The sequence below is a fragment of the Bacillus sp. DHT2 genome (assembly GCF_026241455.1).
Classification (GTDB): Bacteria; Bacillota; Bacilli; order Bacillales; family Bacillaceae_G; genus Bacillus_A; species Bacillus_A pseudomycoides.
The window spans coordinates 1-20,009 of sequence record NZ_JAPHWH010000003.1 but is presented as its reverse complement, the minus strand read 5'-3'; the positions used below and the strand labels follow the sequence as shown (position 1 = coordinate 20,009).

Annotated in this window: 17 protein-coding genes and 1 pseudogene; 12 read left to right on the top strand and 6 right to left on the bottom strand. The window is 34.2% G+C overall.

Annotated features, from left to right (window positions below):
* Positions 1-395 precede the first annotated feature (395 nt).
* Complete coding sequence (locus ORL93_RS08990; RefSeq protein ID WP_255262503.1) at positions 396-1,496, top strand: acyltransferase family protein; 1,101 nt, start codon at positions 396-398, stop codon at positions 1,494-1,496.
* Between the two features lie 218 nt (positions 1,497-1,714).
* Here ORL93_RS08990 and ORL93_RS08985 read toward each other — a convergent pair whose 3' ends face one another.
* Both ORL93_RS08985 and ORL93_RS08980 read right to left on the bottom strand, forming a co-directional pair.
* The gene (locus ORL93_RS08985; protein WP_098161254.1) at positions 1,715-3,475 is read right to left on the bottom strand and encodes a sensor histidine kinase; all 1,761 of its coding nucleotides are present in this window, start codon (positions 3,473-3,475) and stop codon (positions 1,715-1,717) included.
* A 9-nt stretch (positions 3,476-3,484) separates the two neighbouring features.
* Entirely contained in the window at positions 3,485-4,189 is a 705-nt protein-coding gene (locus ORL93_RS08980; protein ID WP_097794886.1) for a response regulator transcription factor, read from the bottom strand.
* Between the two features lie 135 nt (positions 4,190-4,324).
* Here ORL93_RS08980 and ORL93_RS08975 point away from each other — a divergent pair, with 135 nt between their 5' ends.
* From ORL93_RS08975 to ORL93_RS08965, 3 genes are all read left to right on the top strand, one after another.
* Positions 4,325-5,161, top strand: a complete 837-nt coding sequence (locus ORL93_RS08975) for a CPBP family intramembrane glutamic endopeptidase (RefSeq protein ID WP_097794887.1) — start codon at positions 4,325-4,327, stop codon at positions 5,159-5,161.
* A gap of 210 nt (positions 5,162-5,371) precedes the next feature.
* Complete coding sequence (locus tag ORL93_RS08970) at positions 5,372-5,671, top strand: hypothetical protein (RefSeq protein ID WP_097794888.1); 300 nt, start codon at positions 5,372-5,374, stop codon at positions 5,669-5,671.
* A gap of 10 nt (positions 5,672-5,681) precedes the next feature.
* Positions 5,682-5,870, top strand: a complete 189-nt coding sequence (locus ORL93_RS08965; RefSeq protein ID WP_003206100.1) for a hypothetical protein — start codon at positions 5,682-5,684, stop codon at positions 5,868-5,870.
* A gap of 185 nt (positions 5,871-6,055) precedes the next feature.
* Here the strand turns inward: ORL93_RS08965 and ORL93_RS08960 are convergent, their stop codons facing one another.
* Complete coding sequence (locus ORL93_RS08960) at positions 6,056-6,640, bottom strand: SCO family protein (protein WP_097794889.1); 585 nt, start codon at positions 6,638-6,640, stop codon at positions 6,056-6,058.
* Positions 6,641-6,797: 157 nt separating this feature from the next.
* On the opposite strand from ORL93_RS08960, the gene ORL93_RS08955 reads away from it, so the two are divergent.
* Positions 6,798-8,060 (top strand): M48 family metallopeptidase, encoded by a 1,263-nt coding sequence (locus tag ORL93_RS08955; protein ID WP_265958912.1) that lies wholly within the window; start codon positions 6,798-6,800, stop codon positions 8,058-8,060.
* 350 nt (positions 8,061-8,410) lie between these two features.
* On the opposite strand, the gene ORL93_RS08950 is transcribed toward ORL93_RS08955, so the two are convergent.
* Genes ORL93_RS08950 through ORL93_RS08940 form a run of 3 tightly spaced genes read right to left on the bottom strand, consistent with a single transcriptional unit; the run spans position 8,411 to position 9,751 of the window.
* Positions 8,411-8,938 carry a permease gene (locus ORL93_RS08950; protein WP_265958910.1) on the bottom strand — a complete coding sequence of 176 codons (528 nt, stop codon included), beginning with the start codon at positions 8,936-8,938 and terminating at the stop codon, positions 8,411-8,413.
* The gene (locus tag ORL93_RS08945) at positions 8,935-9,417 is read right to left on the bottom strand and encodes a hypothetical protein (protein ID WP_265958908.1); all 483 of its coding nucleotides are present in this window, start codon (positions 9,415-9,417) and stop codon (positions 8,935-8,937) included. Before ORL93_RS08945 ends, ORL93_RS08950 begins: the two co-directional genes overlap by 4 nt.
* Positions 9,410-9,751 (bottom strand): PadR family transcriptional regulator, encoded by a 342-nt coding sequence (locus tag ORL93_RS08940; RefSeq protein WP_003195853.1) that lies wholly within the window; start codon positions 9,749-9,751, stop codon positions 9,410-9,412. Before ORL93_RS08940 ends, ORL93_RS08945 begins: the two co-directional genes overlap by 8 nt.
* A gap of 598 nt (positions 9,752-10,349) precedes the next feature.
* On the opposite strand from ORL93_RS08940, the gene ORL93_RS08935 reads away from it, so the two are divergent.
* The 7 genes and pseudogenes from ORL93_RS08935 to ORL93_RS08905 form a co-directional block, all read left to right on the top strand.
* Entirely contained in the window at positions 10,350-11,276 is a 927-nt protein-coding gene (locus ORL93_RS08935; RefSeq protein ID WP_371389019.1) for a DMT family transporter, read from the top strand.
* Between the two features lie 259 nt (positions 11,277-11,535).
* Positions 11,536-13,125 (top strand): malate synthase A, encoded by a 1,590-nt coding sequence (gene aceB / locus ORL93_RS08930; RefSeq protein ID WP_097794892.1) that lies wholly within the window; start codon positions 11,536-11,538, stop codon positions 13,123-13,125.
* A 21-nt stretch (positions 13,126-13,146) separates the two neighbouring features.
* Positions 13,147-14,424, top strand: coding sequence for an isocitrate lyase (gene aceA / locus ORL93_RS08925; protein WP_097794893.1), 1,278 nt, complete (start codon positions 13,147-13,149; stop codon positions 14,422-14,424).
* 99 nt (positions 14,425-14,523) lie between these two features.
* Positions 14,524-14,909, top strand: a pseudogene (locus ORL93_RS08920) (histidine kinase); the annotation flags it as partial.
* A 323-nt stretch (positions 14,910-15,232) separates the two neighbouring features.
* Positions 15,233-15,436, top strand: coding sequence for a cold-shock protein (locus ORL93_RS08915; protein WP_003195857.1), 204 nt, complete (start codon positions 15,233-15,235; stop codon positions 15,434-15,436).
* A 504-nt stretch (positions 15,437-15,940) separates the two neighbouring features.
* Positions 15,941-16,528, top strand: a complete 588-nt coding sequence (locus ORL93_RS08910; RefSeq protein ID WP_097794894.1) for a competence protein ComK — start codon at positions 15,941-15,943, stop codon at positions 16,526-16,528.
* A 1,156-nt stretch (positions 16,529-17,684) separates the two neighbouring features.
* Positions 17,685-20,009 (top strand): Cna B-type domain-containing protein (locus ORL93_RS08905; RefSeq protein ID WP_483298356.1); only part of this gene is annotated, 2,325 nt, incomplete at its 3' end.

Below are 20,009 nucleotides of genomic sequence, written 5' to 3'. Positions count from 1 at the left end.
AAAGCCCGATTGGTCGGGCTAATAATCAGTGGGGATGAAAAAAACCTCCACTGATTAAAGTTTCACTTTATTTTTTACCACGTTTAAGTACCTATTCCTCTTGTCTATATTACTCTTAATAGGGAAAATAAAGAAATAAAGTAAAGAAAATGAAAGAACAGTTATATGTGGAAATATTTCAAAATACGTAAAAATTTAATGATGGTGTAATAGGACTGGCATCTCACTATCATTATTCACTTAACAAACTACTTTCTTATCATTAAAAGAAAAACAGGAATTGAGATAGATGCGGCTGTGGATTTTGAAAAATAAGTTGCTTTTCCAAATAAATTTGCTATGTCGAAAATTTATTTGGAATTATGGATATGTAATTTATGTTGAAGGTGGAATTTATGAAAAACAAAGTTTCAGAAATTACTATATTAAGAAGTTTAGCATGTTTAAGTGTAGTTCTCATACATGCCATAACACGAAGTTCTGCAAATTTTGCATCTGAAAATACAATAGATGTATTGGTATCGTATCTTCAATTACTACTTATGTACGGTACACCTATGTTTGTTTTTATATCTGAATTTGTAATAGCTTATAATTATAGGGATAAAGTACCTAATCAATTCATTTTAAAAAGAGTAAAATTTATTTTATTGCCTTTTATATGTATGGGTATTTTTTATGCAGCTATTTCAAATTATACGAATGGATTCCATGCAATCTTAGTACAATCTATAAGAAATATTGTATTAGGAGAGTTCCATGGCTATTTTGTTTTAATTATATTTCAGTTCTACTTTTTGCACATTATTTTTAATAAAATTGAGAAGTTTTTTTCTCCTAAATTTGTTCTTATTTTCTCGTTACTGATTAATTTAATCTACTTAGGCTTTTTTAATTTTATTCAACCGTTTGATATTCCATATGCAAATGATATTTGGTATTACTACTCTTGGATTCCATTTCCAGGCTGGATCATTTACTTCTTTATTGGATATTATGCAGGTGCTCATTATGAATACTTTAAAACATGGTTAAATAAAAACCGTAAATGGATCATTTCTTCATGGATATTAACAGGAATCATCGTTATTCTTTTTCAACATTTTAATATTTTAACTGTTACTAGTTCTAAAAGAGTGGATGTTCTTTTATTTACAATATCTACAATAATGGTGCTTTTCCATATTGCATCAAAAATAAAACATGTACCTAAATTTTTAATACTAATCAATCAATACTCATTTGGAATTTATTTGCTACATCCGTTTTTTCATCGGACTATATCTAATATGATATTAGCAAAAATGCCTCAGTTGAATACTCTTTTTGGCACAATAAGTATTGATATGTTGGTTGGTATACTATGTCCAATTCCTGTGGTATATCTCCTAAATAAGACAAAAATAGGTCCATATATTATAGGGAAAATAAGGGTTAATTCAAAACAAAAGTTAAAAAGTAGATGGTTTCATAGTACAAAGTTTCATGAAATGTAGTACCACGTATTATTGGTGGACTACTATATACGGATTTCCTATTAACTATAGTAGTACTTTCCTAATATCAAAATTGTTACCTGTCTTTTACTTACAACATCGGATATGATGTACAACCATATACATTTCAACCATTAGAATTGGAGCAAATGATAACTAAAGTGAAACTTGAATCAGCGGGGGGAGTTTATCCCTGCTGATTAGAGTTTCACTTTATATTAGGACTCTTTTTTGCTATTAGGTGAGAATGGGAACACCATCGTAATGGTTGTTCCTTTTTCAATTTCACTTTCAATGGAAATCGTACCGTTATGTGCAAGAACAAGTTGTTTTGTAATCGCTAAGCCAAGGCCTGTTCCTGCGTTGTTTTCTTCAGTATTTGTACCGCGGTAATATCGTTCAAATAAAAGCTCTTTCGTTTGCTCATCCATTCCTTTTCCATTATCAGAAATAGAAAGTGTAAAAGATTGTTTATTCTGTCCAAGTTTTACAATAACATTTGTCGTTTCATTATTATGCTTTACTGCATTTGCTAATAAATTCTCAATGATACGTTGGAACCATTTTTCTTCAATAGAGTAATGAATTGCATTGGAACTAGGAACAAATTCTATGTTTTGATTTTGAAGTGTCGGGTTATTAATAAATTGTAACAAGACTTTTTGGACAAATTGATTAATCTCAACTTTAACGTGCTGAGAGGGAATCGCGTTGTTTTTTAATTGGTAAGTTAAGCTTAGATCATCAATTAATGTTGTCATATATTGAGATTTTTCTCGTATAACACGACCGAATTGTTGAATGTCGTTATCATCCCAGTTATATTGTTTCGATTCTAGTAATAGAGAGTACCCATAAATGGAACTGAGTGGTGTTTTTAAATCATGAGTGAGGCCAGTAATCCATTCCTCACGTGTTTGTTGAATAACTTGTCGTATGGACTCATTTTTTTTGAGTGTAATAGAAAGGTGCTCTAGAGCATTTGTTACATCTTTAAACAGTCTGAATGACCATTTTTCTTTACCTGAGCGCCGGAAGCGAACTGTTCTTCCTTTTTTACTTACCGGTTCTTCATATTTTCCACTAGCTATATTTTTGAGCCAACGCATTGTGTGTAATAATGGTTTACCAAATTTTCTTCCGTACCAAATAGAAAGAATAACTAAGTAGACAAAAGCGATTAGAATAATAACTCCAAATCCTATGAATATTTTTTTTGTTAATAAATCTTCATTCATATCAGATGGATAGTAATGATCATTTTTTACTGTTATGGTAAATAAGGTTTGGTCCTCTGGATTATATAAACTCGAGATATTTTCTTTGTGATTCCAAGGCTCTTTTTCAGAAAGTACAGCTTGAATGGCTGAAAAGGAGTTTCTTTTTGTTTTAGGATAAGCAAAAATCTCTTCTCCTTGTGCGTTAAATATTTGCAGCGTAGCACCTTCTGCGGTAAGCTGTTTCTTTTCTTTTTCTGTTAAAGAAAATTCAGCTGATAATGGTGAACCGTGTTCTTGTTTTAACTCTTGAAGTAAAGTATTACTCTTTAGCTTTCCACCATAAATCACAATTGCTGTCTTCTCTTTAACTTCAATGTCCCAATACGTAAATTTGTAAGGGCTTTGTATATGATGCTGCAAATAAGCAACTAATGTTGTTTTTGTATAAGAACCAGGAACATCTTCAGGAGTATTGAAGTCATAGAGTACCTTTCCATTTTTATCGACAATTTGAAGCCAATCATTTTTCTCCTCAATCATTTCTTTTACCTCAGAACTTAATATAATACGTCCGTTTTCTGAAGAAACATGCTGAGACATAGTAAAGTTATCAAACTCTGGAACATTTGGTTCATAAAGGGTCGTACTAAAAAGATGCCCCAGGTAGACGAAAGCGACGATGACTGCAATGAGTAAAGTAAACAAGACGAAAATATGTTGTATAATAAATTGTATAATAATCCTTCTACTTAAATTCATAGTTGGTACCTACTTTGCGATGAACTTATAACCAAGTCCGCGAACAGTTTTTATGTATTGAGGGTTACTTGGGTCAAGCTCAATTTTTTCACGTAGTTTTCGAATATGAACCATAACTGTGTTGTCATCTCCATTATAGGCAGGAGCCCCCCATACTTTTTCGTATATTTCTTCTTTTGAAAACACGTAATTAGGATGTTCACAGAAAAAGAGTAGTAGTTGAAAGAGCTGAGCTGAACATTCCACAATTTTCCCATCTACTTGCAATTCAGCTGCATGTTTATCGACCTGAAATCTCCCAAATGAAATAAAGTGTGTCTCTTTCATAGGTTGTGTAGTTTGTTTCATATGTCTTCGAAGTTGAGCTTTCATACGAGCGACGACTTCCAGTGGATTGAATGGTTTTGTAATATAGTCGTCTGCCCCGTATAAGAAACCAGATACTTTATCTAAATCAGATGATTTTGCTGTTAGGAAGAAAATTGGACAATCTGTTTTTTGACGAATAATTGGACAGATATCAAAACCAGATTGCCCGGGAAGCATGACATCTAAAATCATTAAATCATAACGATTTTGTTCTACGAATTGTAAAGCTTCTTCTGCAGATGTAGCAGTTGTAATATGAGAAAATCCTTCTTTTTGTAGAATAGTAGTTAATAGTTGTAAAATTGCCGTTTCATCATCAACAAGTAAAACATTTGCATTATACAATCTGAATCGCCCCCTATTTTCATCGAATATCATAACATTTTATTGTAAGTTATGGGATTTTTAAGGAAAATTTAAGGTTTTCTTTGCTTAAAAATAAGATTCGAATGATATGATAAATGTAACATAGGGGAGGAGATGAGTGTGAATCCGTTTTGTTCGATGCGAGCCAGATATTTTTTGATTGTATTTACACTACTTGTTTTGATTGAACGTATTAGTAAACAATTGTTAGAGAAGACATTTCATATATCAATGTCTTCTTTTGCAAGCATACTTGTACTCTACATATTTCCATCACTTTGGTTATGGTATCAATGTAAGCGCCATCGTATTCCATTTACTTTATTTGTGAATAGAAGAGAAGCATTTAATCTTTTACAAGTTTTAATGATTACGGGAATGCTATGCCTTTTTAGTTATGGATATCTTGTATTGTATATGTATAGCTTTGTATGGATTACACCGGATTTTATTATAAATATATTACATGAACCGATTATAGGGAGTGCAGGCGGATACATATATCAATTTATAATAATTGTACTAGTAGCTCCTATTGTATGTGAATTTGTATTTAGGGGATTTCTATTTCAGCGTTTTGCAGCGAAATGGGGAACCGGAAAAGCGATGGTTATTGTAGCGCTTCTTTTCGGATGTTTTCATATTGATTTCCTTAGTGCTGTCATGTTTAGTATCGTACTATCAATTGTATACATTCGGACGAAAAGCTTACTGATGCCGATTAGTATTCATATGTTAAATAATGCAATCGTACTTATTACATCTTTTATGTTCAGTAAGGAAGAAATGATAAGCTTTGCGGATTTTTCTAATCAAACTCCATTTTTTACAGGACTTATTATTTTTATCATTGGATTAAATTTAGTACTCGTCTTTTTGTTCGTGAATCGTCGTTATATGAATAAAGAGGTGTCGGTAGTATATACGAATAAAATGAGAGATATAGGTTAGAGAACGTAGAATTTATTGAATAATAAAAAAGATATACCTATCTTTTTTAGGCTGGAGAGAGAATCCGTCTATGGATAGAAGCGGTCAGAGCCTATTTCATCCTCATGCTAAGTGAAAATAAAAATACAGGTCACCTTTTGTTTTCATAGCGGCGATTTGTATGTTGGAAAATCAAAAAAGATTTATATAGAAAGGAATGGATATGATTCTATGAATGAAACAATTCAATCAAATAAATTGTTTTATGTGATCATGGTGAGTTTAATTGTGATTACAACAGTGAACGTAGGCTTTCGCTGGAATGAAGCATACTTTTTTGTTTATTTAGCACTTCATCTTTTAGGGCTACTATGCATTGGGGGCGGAATTGTAGTTGAGAAAAGAAGTGAAGATGGAATTAATTATATATGTGTACTTGGTCTTATACTACTTCTAGCTGTACAAGGAATTATGAAATATAGCTTCATTTCTTTTCAGGATTTAAATTTTTTTATTAACATTTTTCAATAAGGAGTGCTGATTGGTATTGTCGAAAAAACAAGTTGGCTATGTAGTTGTGTTACTTGGATTTATCTTAATTCTTGTAGGGAAGGTTTATCTAAACCATTATGAATACGGGAAATATATAAGTGGTTTCGGTCTTGTTTGCTGGATTGCAAGTGCGCTTCTTATTCCAACATATGAGCCGAAGAAACATACAGAGAGATAAAGTGAAACTTTAATCAGTGGGGGGCTCTTCATCACCCACTGAGTAAAAGCCCTCACCAATCGGGCTTTTACTGCCCGTTAATGCGGGATAAATAGAGAGTGTAGAATGGATAGGTTTAAAGTTTCGTAGCATAGTTTATATAGAATAATATGTGTGAAAAACCTCTTCGAATGATGAAGAGGTTTTTATAATGCATTTTTAATTTTCTCAAGCACTTTTTTGCTATTAAAACCACGTTCTCCCATACCGAAGACTTCGATTAAACGATCATTTTCATCGAGTAGATAGGAGTTAGAAGTATGAATATAGAGTCCGCTTCCTGGATCGCGGTACTGAAAGTTAAATGTATCTGCTAGTTTTTTCGTTTCATCTTTATCACCGCGCAGTAAGTGCCACCCTTTCGTTTTTTTCATTTCAAATGTGTTGGCATATGTAGTTAATATTTCTTTTGTATCGAACTTAGGATCAATGGTAATTGTAATAAATTCAATTTTTTTACCAAATAGTTTATCCTTTTCTAGTTCGTCTCGTAAATGCTTCATTTTGTATGTAGTAACGGGACAAATATCAGGGCATTTTGTGTATATAAATTCTACGAGTTTAAGCTTTTTTGGTAGTTGATCAAAAGATAGCGTTGTACCATTTACATCCTCCATAACGATTCCACGTGGTATTTCAGCAGAAGCTTTACGATAATCTGTAAAATAGTAAATTCCAATTCCAATTACGATGACTAAACCTAATGTAAACGTAATATAAATTTTTTTCAATTTCCATCCTCCTCCTAATTTTATTTTATAAGAAAAATCCGAAAATTCATGGGAAGGGATTGAAAATTGCATGACAATTCGATGTATTAGCTTGTTCTATTTTAGGAGGAACGAACTTACAATAATAAGAGACAGGCAGCATAGAGGAGGAGATACCGTGAAGAAGGTTGTGAAGTGGTCACTTTTTTTGTACGTTGGTTTTGCGTTATTTATATATTGGTATTTATTTGGATGGAATCATGAAATTATTCCAGATATGTATAAAGGAACGAGTGCTGATCCAGAGACGTTTATGAATGCAAAGGAACTTACATTAAGTCAAGATTATTCGCGTGTGAAAAATTTACTCTTTTTTTTAGCGACGCCTCTTGAATGGATTATTTTATTGTTTGTGCTTGTTTTAGGTATATCAAATCGTTTTGAAAAATGGTCAAAAGAAACGACGAAAGTACGGGTTATTCAAGTTGCTATCTATCTCTTTTATTTATCATTGCTTACAACCGTTCTTGCATTGCCTCTGCAATGGATGGGGCATCAAATCTCAATTGATTACGGTATTTCAACGCAATCCACAGCGAGTTGGATAAAAGATCATGTAATTGATTTTTGGGTAAATTATATTATGATGTTTCTCGTTGTTTCTGTTCTTTTATGGCTGATTTATAAATTTCCGAAGCGGTGGTGGCTAGCTGGTTGGGCTTTGTCAGTACCGTTTACAATTTTTTTAACCTTTGTACAGCCCGTTGTAATTGATCCGTTATACAATGATTTTTCTACATTGCAAAATAAAGACTTAGAGAAGAAAATTTTAGCAATTGCGGACAGGGCAGATATTCCAGCTGAGCATGTATATGAAGTGAACATGTCTGAAAAAACAACGGCCCTAAATGCATATGTGACAGGAATTGGATTGAATTCTCGAATTGTATTGTGGAATACAACGCTCCAGCAGTTAAAAGATAAAGAGATTTTATTTATTATGGCTCATGAAATGGGACATTACGTGATGAAACATATATATAGGGGTGTGGCGAGTTATATTGTGTTAACGTTTGTAGGGATGTATTTGATTAGCCGTATTATCAATATGTGCCTCAGAAAATGGGGAGATACATTGCGCCTATCAAAGATGGCGTGCTTATCGATTATCCCATTATTTTTTCTTATCTCCTCTGTGTTATCTTTTGCAGTAAGCCCGCTATCAAACTACGTATCACGTATAGAAGAACGGGCAGCTGATCAATATGCTTTAGATATGACGAAAGATGGAAAGTCTGGTGTAAAGACGTTCCAGTATTTATCGAAAACAAGTTTAAGTCAAGTGAATCCACCGGCGTTAGTGAAGTTTTTCTTGTATACACATCCGCCAATTTTTGAAAGAATTCATGTGTTTGAGCAGTATGAGAAGCAGAAGAAATGAGGAGCAGCGGTGACGCTGCTTCTCATTTCTTTGCGTATAAGTTTAGGAAAAGAGATAAAACCTTATCCTTTTGGTGTGGAAAAGAGCGTCCGTCCATGGATAGAAGCGGTCAGAGCCCTTTTTCGCCCGATGCCGTGTTAAGACAAAAAGAGAGGATGTCAATTTTTGTTTACATAGCTGTGATTTATATGCGGAAATCCCAAAAGTATGAAGTGTTTTTTGTGAAATTTTATCATTTTAACTGAGAAGTCTTCTCCTCTAAACGAAGTGAAGGTGGGGAGAGTTCAATTAAAAGTTACAGTTACGAAAGGAGCTAAAAGTTAGAGGCTTAAAGAACGATTCCTCTAACTCTATCCTTCTTTAGTTATATCATATTTCAACAATTGTCGTTTATCATAGAACTTCTCATAAATAATACCCATTAAATAGAAAAATAATAGACCAAAACAAATGTGAATGAGTGTAAATTTAGCTCCAAATGAAGAAAATTCATATACAATAACCGGTAATTTTGCAGTTGTCCAAACTCCTAAAAAAAATACAATGTACCGTATGCTCGCTCCTTTTTTTAATAAAAGTGCCGCGATTGGAAAAGCAACATAGAGGGGACCAGCTGCAATTCCTCCTAATAATAGGGAGAACAAGATGCCATAGATGCCAGATTTTTCTCCCATATATTTAATTAATGTCTCTTTCTTCACCCACTGGTCAAGCAACCCTACGAATATTAAGACAGGAGGAAGTAGAAACAGCATATCTAAAATACTTTTCCCTGTTAATTGCAATGCGTTCCATCCCAACGATTGGTTTATAAAAGTCAATATAATGAGTCCCAATAGTAAAATGAAAAAGAAACGATATCTTCTTAATTCATTCATACCATCACCACCCAAATAATATACGAGAATATAAGAGACATTAACAATGCAGATGCATTTCGAGAATAAGCAAAACTTCGCCCAAATATCTTCTGTTCCATCGGTAAAGTTGTGATTCCTACTGACATTAATGTAGACATTAACGCCGCAACTTGAGGGTGGCCCGCACCATTTTGGACTAATGTATTTCCAAGAGGAAACACAACAAAGCTTGGAATGAGTGCAACAGAGCCAATTATTGCTGAATAAACAATACCGATGAATCCAGATTTTTCCCCAATGATGGAAGAAATGAAGGAAGGCGTTAATATAGATAGTGATAGTCCAACGAAAAGCATAATTGATAGCATGGAAGGTATAAGATTACGAAACATTTTCCATGACTTTAATAGAGCATCTTTTGTTTTATTCCGATCCTTTACAAAAGAAATACTGATAAGAATAATGGCTAAAGAGTAAAGGAGAGCGCCATTAATCATGATTAGACTCTTTCCAGTCTTTATATTTGTCTAAGAAAAATGATAAGTTTTTAATTTTTTCTTCAATATCTATTTGAAACTCTTCTAATTGTTTTTTTCCCACTGTAGTAATTTTGTACATCTTTCTCGGCTTATCTTGATCAGATGTGTCCAAATAAGACTCAACAGCACCTTCGTTTTCTAATTTTTTTAGGGTGCGGTATATAATGGCACTATCAATTGGATTGATGGGAAGCTCTTCTTCACATTTCTGCAGAAGTTTCCCTCCATAGCTATCTCCCTCTGTTAAAAACAGCAAAAGAAATGCACCTGTATGTCTCCCTGTATGTTTCATAAAACATCTAACCTCCTTAATGAAATGTGAAAAATAGTTTTGTTATTATAACAGCAACATATTACTGTTAATAACATTATACTGTCATTAACAGTGATATGTTACTGACAGTATAAACTTAATATAATTTCATGTCAATTCTAAAATAAACAACATGTTTTGGATCAAACTTTATTCCAAAGCTACAACAGGATCTGTCCATGCATAGAAGGATCAGTACCTATTTTCGCCCCATGCCATGTGAAAACAAAAGAGAGGATGTCACTCTTTGTTTACATAGCCGTGATGTATATGTTAGAAAATCAAAATAGATTGTTTAGGAAAAAATATTTTTATGTAAAATATGGTAAAATATATAGGTGGCTATAACGGGGAAAACGAGTATTTCTATATTGCCCTTTATCATCTTTATTTTTTACAATGATGCTTTACATTGTAAAAGGAATGAGGATTGCAAATGCCACTTCGTGAGAATAAATGGCTTTAAGTATCTTTACGATTTTTTACATTCCATTCATCTTATTGTATATTTAAAATTGAGAATATTACGAAACTTGAAATGTAAATGTTCGTTTTAAACTAATGGGGGTTGTTTATATTGTTTCAAAAGAGCGCCACAAATAGGTTATTCCAAACAAAATCATCGCCAGCTATAAAAATGATCATATCGATGTCTATTTTTGGCTCAATCGGATTTTTTTCAGTGAAAACAAATTTACCATCATTTGAATTAGTATTTGTTCGTTGTATTTGTGCCACTATATTTTTAACGTTATGTTGGATTGCAACAGGTCAGTTTAAAGAAGAAAAGTGGAATCGAAAAGAAATACTGCAAATATTAGCGTGTGGTGTCTTTCTTGTTTTTAACTGGGTGTTTCTGTTTAAAGCTTTCGAAGTCATGTCAGTGACAATTGCAATTTCTGTGTATCATCTTGCACCAATTATCGTATTAATGATTGGGAGTGTTGTGTTTAAAGAAAAATTAACAGTGCTATCTGTTATTTCAATTGTTATTTGTTTTCTCGGTACTGTTTTAGTAGCGGGAGTAGATGGAAGTATTTCGATAGAAAAGTTAATGTCCTCTGGGATGGTTTGGGCACTTCTTGCAGCATTATTTTATGCATTTACCACCTTGTTAGGGAAAGGGATTAAACAAACAAGTGCATATGCAATGACATTTTTGCAAACTTTTTTAGGGATATTTCTGTTACTACCATTTGTAGACTTTGGAGCGTTTCAAGGGTTAACAGAGAGTAATTGGATTGCGATTACAGCGACAGGACTTATTCATACTGGCTTTGTTTATTACCTATTTTTTGATAGTTTAAGAGATTTACCAACAAGGCTTATTTCTGTATTAGTATTTTTGGATCCAGGTGTAGCTATTTTACTTGATACAGCATTTACAGGGTTTCGTCCGACCACGATGCAGACAGCGGGAATTATTTTGATTTTTGTTGGGATGGCGTTTACTTTTCAAAAATCCAAAACAAAGACAGTAGTATTAGAGGAAAGTAAAACATAATCAACAAAACGAGTGCGGTTGTTATATAACAACTGCACTCATTTTGTTTTAGTAAAGGGTAACAGGTAAGAGCTTTAAATATGCTGCAAAATACGATGCTACCTCATTTACTAGTAAGAAAAGTACCGGTTTTGAATAGATGGATGTTATAGAAAAAGGATAAATTTTCAAAAAACTCCTTCACTTTCAGAAAATTTGTTATATAATATAAACATAAAATCAAATCTGTTATAAAACAGTTTACGAAGGGGATGCTAATATGTCGACGCAAACTTCACGGGTTACACTCGCTTTAGAAGTATTACCGGCGTATGGAGAAATTTTGACACCGGAAGCGCTCACTTTTTTAAAAGAGCTGCATGAGAATTTTAATACACGCCGTAAAAATTTACTGCAAAAACGTGTGGAAAAGCAAAAAAGAATTGATGCAGGGGAGTTTCCAAGCTTTTTACCAGAAACAGCACATATACGTGCTGGAGATTGGACGATTGCCCCGCTTCCAAAAGATTTAGAAGATCGTCGTGTGGAGATTACAGGACCAGTAGATCGTAAGATGGTTATTAATGCTTTAAACTCAGGCGCACATCTCTTTATGGCAGACTTTGAAGATTCTAATTCGCCAACGTGGCAAAATGCGATGGATGGCCAAATTAATTTAAGAGATGCAGTGAAGGGAACGATTTCATATAAAAACCCTAGTGGCAAGGAATATCGTTTAAGTGATAAAACAGCTGTACTTATTGTTCGTCCGCGTGGCTGGCATTTAGAAGAAAAACATATGTTAGTCGATGGAGAAAAGATGTCAGGTAGTCTCGTTGATTTTGGTTTGTACTTTTTCCATAATGCAAAAACATTATTAGAAAAAGGAAGCGGATCATATTTTTACTTACCGAAAATGGAGAGCTATTTAGAAGCTAGGTTGTGGAATGATATTTTTATTTTTGCACAGAAATATATCGGGATTCCGAATGGAACGATTAAAGCAACAGTGTTATTAGAAACAATCCACGCTTCTTTTGAAATGGATGAAATTTTATATGAACTCCGTGATCATTCAGCAGGGCTAAATTGCGGGCGTTGGGATTATATTTTTAGTTTCTTAAAAAGCTTTCGTAATCATAACGAATTTCTACTTCCGGACAGAGCGCAAGTTACAATGACGGCTCCGTTTATGCGTGCGTATTCTTTAAAAGTAATTCAAACGTGCCATCGCCGGAATGCACCAGCAATTGGCGGAATGGCAGCACAAATTCCGATTAAAAATAATCCGGAAGCGAATGAAGCTGCTTTTGAAAAAGTTCGTGCTGATAAAGAACGTGAAGCTTTAGATGGACATGACGGGACTTGGGTTGCCCATCCGGGACTTGTACCGGTTGCGCTGGAAGTGTTTAATCACATTATGAAAACACCGAATCAAATTTTTAGAAAGCGTGAAGAGATTGATGTAACAGAAAAGGATTTGTTAGAAGTACCAGTGGGAACGATTACAGAAGAAGGGCTTCGTATGAATATTAGCGTCGGCATTCAATATATTGCATCATGGTTAAGTGGCCGCGGGGCAGCACCGATTTATAATTTGATGGAAGATGCAGCAACGGCAGAAATTTCACGTGCGCAAGTGTGGCAATGGATTCGTCATGAAGGCGGGAAGCTAAACGATGGTCGCAAGATTACATTTGCTTTAGTAGAAGAGTTTAAATCGGAAGAGCTAGCGAAAATAGAACGAGAGATTGGCAAGGAACAGTTTGAGAAAGGTAGATTTGTAGAAGCAACAAAGCTTTTTACTAATTTGGTGCGTAATGATGAATTTGAAACATTTTTAACATTACCAGGTTACGAGATTTTATAAAAGGAAAAGGGGATGGAAGAGATGAAAAACGAAAGAGTACAAAAGTTACAAGAAAGCTGGGAGTTAGATGAACGTTGGAAAGGGGTAACGCGTCCTTATTCTGCTGAGGATGTAATTCGTCTGCGCGGGTCAATTGATATTGAACATACATTAGCACGCCGCGGGGCAGAGAAGCTTTGGAAATCACTTCATACAGAAGATTATATTAATGCGCTTGGTGCGTTAACAGGAAACCAAGCGATGCAGCAGGTGAAAGCAGGATTAAAAGCAATTTATTTGAGCGGTTGGCAAGTGGCAGCGGATGCCAATCTATCCGGGCACATGTATCCGGACCAAAGTTTATATCCAGCGAACAGTGTACCAGCTGTTGTAAAGCGTATTAATCAAACATTGCAGCGTGCAGATCAAATTCAGCATATGGAAGGAAGCGGTGATACAGATTATTTTGTACCAATTGTTGCGGACGCTGAAGCAGGATTTGGTGGACAGTTAAACGTATTTGAATTAATGAAAGGTATGATTGAGGCAGGCGCGTCAGGCGTTCACTTCGAAGATCAATTATCTTCAGAAAAAAAATGCGGACATTTAGGCGGAAAAGTATTACTACCAACGCAAACAGCGGTACGTAATCTAATTTCTGCTAGACTTGCTGCGGATGTAATGGGCGTGCCAACAATTATTGTAGCAAGAACGGATGCAGATGCTGCGGATTTAATTACGAGTGATATTGATCCAGTTGATCAAGAATTTATTACAGGAGAGAGAACACCAGAAGGGTTCTACCGTACAAACGCAGGGCTTGATCAAGCAATTGCGCGCGGTTTAGCATATGCACCGTATGCAGATCTTGTTTGGTGTGAAACATCTGAACCGAATTTAGAAGATGCAAAGCGTTTTGCGGAAGCAATTCATGAGAAATATCCAGGGAAATTACTAGCGTATAACTGTTCACCATCTTTTAACTGGAAACAAAAATTAGATGAAAAAACGATTGCAAACTTCCAAAAAGAAATTGCTTCATACGGATACAAATTCCAATTCGTAACACTTGCAGGATTCCATGCATTAAACTACGGTATGTTTGAACTCGCGCGTGGCTATAAAGAGCGCGGTATGGCAGCATATTCTGAATTACAACAAGCAGAATTTGCAGCAGAAGAGCACGGCTACTCTGCAACGCGTCATCAGCGCGAGGTTGGAACAGGCTACTTTGATGAAGTAGCACAAGTGATTACAGGCGGAACATCTTCTACAACGGCTCTGAAAGGGTCTACGGAAGAGGCGCAGTTTACGAAATAAGTGAGGGAGCGGGTGTCCTTTAAGGGCACCTGCTTTTCTTTTGTATGTATTCCGCTGTTTAGTGCGCAAAGTACGTCAACTGTTAAAGGGTGAGCTGTAATGTATGTTTATGATATGATCGCGATTATGTTGATTGGTATTAGTCACGTCTTATTATACATTCAATTAATTCGTTACAATCGCCTGTCCTATACAATGGTAATCGCTTTAAGTATTGTCTTTACAATTTTACTTGGAATCGTGGTGACAGTAACAGGTTATCCGGAATTTAATATTATTATGTTGTTGCTGTTTCTATTAAGTTTAGGTTTGATACAGGACGAATTAACATTTATGCAAAGTTTATATTTTGCATTAGTTAGTATAGTAAGCATTACGTTAGTGAAAATGTTGTTGCTAGATTTTGGTATGAAGCTGTTTATGTTAACACCGTTTAATGTTATTCCTGGACAGACGGCGTAATTCATCTCATTGTTTCGATTGTAATGATTAATGCCATTTAACAATAATTGCTCATAAAAAGCTCGATGGGTGAAAACATTCTATCAGCGAGGAATACTGTATTTTATGAGGGATACCAAAAATTAGAAAATTAGAATTTCAAAAAATATTGTACATTCTATTTTAAGTATGCTATGATTATCTCAGTTGAATAACTAAATCAAGCAATCCATATATTATCAAGTGCTGAAAACGAACGAGAAAAAGTATGTGAGAACTGTTTTATGTTTCGTATTTGATAATGTGTGGATTCTTTTTTTATGTATGAAGACTAAAAAAACTTATATTTTCTTAGGAGGAAATAATTATGACAGTAACAGGACAAGTAAAATGGTTTAACAACGAAAAAGGTTTCGGTTTCATCGAAGTTCCAGGCGGAAACGATGTATTCGTTCACTTCTCTGCAATCACAACTGAAGGTTTCAAATCTTTAGAAGAAGGCGAAAAAGTTAGCTTCGAAATCGAAGATGGCAACCGCGGACCTCAAGCTAAAAACGTTGTAAAACTATAATTTTATAGTACGCGATAAAAAAGGATGGCATATGCCATCCTTTTTTTTGTTGAGAATTTTGTAATCATCTTTCCATTCGAGTTTGAGCGTAGCAAAAAAACTTCCTTTACAATTAAGCCAACGATTGTAAAACATCTACCGAAAAATGATAAAAGTTTTATTTTTCCTGTAAGAGAGATACGTAAATGGGTGTGGAAATATATAGGGAATAGGTAATTTGTACAAGTTTACTAAATCATATATGTGAAACAAGATTTTGTTATGTTACAAATATTTCAAAAAAGAAAATTTCTGTTTTTATATAACAATATATCTTTTTCCTGTAGAGAAATATGGAGATTTTATATAGATATTTATATGAAGGAATATTATGAAATTTTAAAGTTTTATAAGAAAATGTAAAATATTTGAAAATATTAACTATTTTGGGTTTTGGGTGATACAATTATCCATGCAGCTGCTGTTATGGATTGTAAGAAAAAATAATGAAGGAGCGAATGTAAGATGGGTGAACAAGTAGAACGCTACGTCGAAAACTATGTCGTAAACAAGAACACTATGGCCTTACTTCCAGTTATTTTAGGAGAAAAACGTATTGTAACGCGAGTGGTTGAAGTAGAAGACTCTTTTTTCATGTTTCAAAAGCCACTTGATATTGTCGAACGAAGTTGCCGCAAGCACGGATCTAGTTTTTTAGGTAGAAAAGACGGTACAAAAGAGTTGACACGTATTACGCACAAAGCACCCATTGCGATTAGTCCGACAGATCAACTTTACTTTTTTCCTACGTATTCTTATTCTAGAAAGGAATGTGCCTGGTTGTCTCACTTTCATATTGAAAACAATAAAGAATTAGCAGATGGTAACTTAATCATTCGATTTATCAATGGCCTCGCAGTGAAATTAGAAATATCAAAGAGTAGTTTCGAGAATCAGCAAAATCGAACCGCAAAACTTCGGACAGAGTATGAGGATCGTAAAGATAAACAAAGGAGGTTTCATTTTAAGCAAGTCGATAAAGAAGATGAATCTACATTGAAGCCTGCATATGAAAAAGCGTATCTTGTGAAAGAAGAAGACGAAAAGGAATGATAATTGATAGGTGGAAAGGATGGGACAACCATCCATGGTCATGAAGTTAACAAAAATAAACCAGATGTTTTTCAGCATCTGGTTTATTTTTGTTAGATATAGGTATGAGAAATAAAATGTTGATTCAAACCATCAGAAGAAAGGGAAACGCCAGTTGGCTCAATCCGCTTATGAGCCACTTCAAGAGTTTCAGTAAGTGAGGGTTCTTCTTTTTTAATGTTTAAATATTTTTTGTTGAAATAGCCTCTTTGTATTACATATTAATTAACGATAAGTGGTGTTATATTAACTTTCAAATAATTGTCGAATTTATCAGAAAATTGTATATTTTTGTCTTGTTATACCTTATGTTTAGTGTTAAACTCATAATCACAAAGAAAGAGTAGTTGCAAATATCCTCCTTTAAAATAAAAAAGACTGAAAATTCAGCTTTTTAACTTTCATCTGATTGACGTGTATGTTTACTACTCTTTCTTTGTTTTATATATATTAAGCATTAAAAATTGATATTTCGGTACAGATAGGAGGGACTATAAAACAGGAGGTCTATCCGAAATTTGGTATTTATCCATGTTGGAACAACTGTTAGGTTTCTTTAATTACAAAATTGGTTACAAAAGTTACAAAAACTATTTTTATTGTTGAAATAGTCCTAATATTACGGGTGAGAGCATGGAAAATGCCTTTAAGAGGGAGGTGAAGGGTTCTGGTGAATAAAATTGTGAATCATTAAAAAGGTGCTATCAAACTTGGACATAATGATGTTATGAATCTAATAATAACGGAAAGTAATATGAATAAACCAATAGCACTTAAATGAAAACATTATTAACCAGAAATTTATGCTCACAATAAGATGGCATATATGATACAACTTAAGATTTTGAGATTTGATAGGAATGGTGAGAGAATATAATTTTCCTAGTTGTAATACTATCATGATATGTTAGGGATGTAAATATTAAAATTAATAGATTTAGTGTTACATTAGAAAAAATGAAGATGTATGGAGAGTAGAAGAATCATTTATAGAGATCTATTTTCAAGCTTTTAAGCTTATAACAGTCGAAAGAGAAAAATACCATCAGCCTATTGAGTCATTGTCATAGCATATTCATATTAGAAGCCATCTAAAAATAATTGATAGGAGAATGATATGGTAAAAAGAGTCACTTCGATTTTTTCAATTCTAATGCTTTTTATGTTTACAATAGGTCAAAGTTTAATGCCTATAATAGCAAATGCACAAGAGTTAAATACAACAGGATTTGTGGATAGTTTTAAGATTGATAAAACAAAACTAAGTTACGGCGAACAGGCTAAAATAAATGTAACTTTTAGTGATAAATCTGGAAATAATATGAAGTCTGGAGATACACTAACATTAACGCTGCCCCCAGAATTACAAGGATTTAACGGAACGATTCCGTTAAATGATGGGCAAGGTAATAATTTTGGCACTTGTAAAGTAAGTGCAGGTAATGTGGTATGTACATTTAATGATATTGTGGAGAAACTCCACAATATTAAAGGGCATTTTAATTTTACAGTTCAAGCTACTAATGTAGGAACGGATCAAACGAAAGATGTTGAAACAAATTTAGGCACAACTTTAGATAAGCAAACTGTAACGATTACCGGTCCAACCAGTGGTGGTGGTACAGGCTCTAAACCGTTTTTCTACAAAACTGGTGATATTCAACCAGATACCCCGGATGAAGTGCGTTGGTTCTTGAATATAAACTTAAACAAAGAATATTTAAGTAGAGATATTGTTGTGTCTGACAGTTTACAGGAAGGTCAAACACTTAATAAAGATAGTTTTCGGATAACAGTTAATGACAGAGAGTCTTTATCAATTAAACAATTTGAAGATCAACGTTATGGATATGTTCAGTTTAATGACGACGGTCATTCATTTAAAGTCGTGATTAATTGGAATATGGGAAGTGCTAGGTCTTTTACCGTTTTTTATACAAGTACTATAACGGAAAGTGGAAAGAGCCAAGAATCTTTTAAGAATGATTATAAGATTGATTATCAAATTCTATACAAACAACCGGTTTCTGAGTCGGGTAGTGCCACAGTCACAAATATAACATCTGGTGGTGGTGCTCAAGGTGATTTACCTCCTAAAGGAACATTAAGAATTGTTAAGCACCTTGGAACGGATGAAGACAAAGTAATACCGAATGTCTCGTTTAAGTTGTATAAAGAGTCAGGTGAACAAGTTGGAGATGTATATGTAACGGATGAAAAAGGAATAATTGAAATTCCTAATTTACAATCAGGTAAATATTATGTGCAAGAGGTTTCAGCTCCAGAGTATATTGATTTCAATCCTCAGGAAAAAGTAAGTTTTGAAGTTAAATCAGGTGCTGTAAATGGAGTTAAGTTGCCGATTTCGAATAAAGTGAAAACTACATTCATTACAGGAACAAAAATATGGAAAGGCGATAATGCGACAGAACGTCCGAAAACAATCAAAGTAGACTTACTACAAGATGGTCAGGTCATCGCAACGCAAGAAGTAAGCGAAGCAACAGGCTGGAAGTATGAATTCAAAGACTTAGCGGCATACAATGCAGATGGCAAAGGATATAAGTATGAAGTAAAAGAACAACCAGTAGATGGATATCAAACAGAAGTCAAAGGTTATGACATTATAAATACAAAAGTGGTACAAATAACAAAAGTAGAAGGAACAAAAACGTGGAAAGACGATAATGCGAAAGAACGTCCGAAAACGATTCAAGTAGATTTACTTCAAAACGGTCAAAAGATTGATACGAAAGAAGTAAGTGAAGCAACAGGTTGGAAATACGAATTTAAAGATTTAGCGGCATACGATGCGAATGGAGTAGCCTACAAGTATGAAGTGAAAGAACAACCAGTAGCGGGATACAAATCAGAAGTAACTGGTTACGACATCACAAATACAAAAGTAGGTCAAACAAAAGTAGAAGGAACAAAAACGTGGAAAGACGATAATGCGAAAGAACGTCCGAAAACGATTCAAGTAGATTTACTTCAAAACGGTCAAAAGATTGATACGAAAGAAGTAAGTGAAGCAACAAGTTGGAAATACGAATTTAAAGATTTAGCGGCATACGATGCGAATGGAGTAGCCTACAAGTATGAAGTGAAAGAACAACCAGTAGCGGGATATCAATCCGAAGTGAACGGTTATGACATCACGAATACAAAGGTTGGCCAAACAAAAGTAGAAGGAACAAAAACGTGGAAAGACGACAATGCGAAAGAACGTCCGAAAACAATTCAAGTAGACTTACTTCAAAACGGTCAAAAGATTGATACGAAAGAAGTAAGTGAAGTAACAGGTTGGAAATATACATTTAAAGATTTAGCGGCATACGATGCGAATGGAGTAGCCTACAAGTATGAAGTGAAAGAACAACCAGTAGCGGGATATCAATCCGAAGTGAACGGTTATGACATCACGAATACAAAGGTTGGCCAA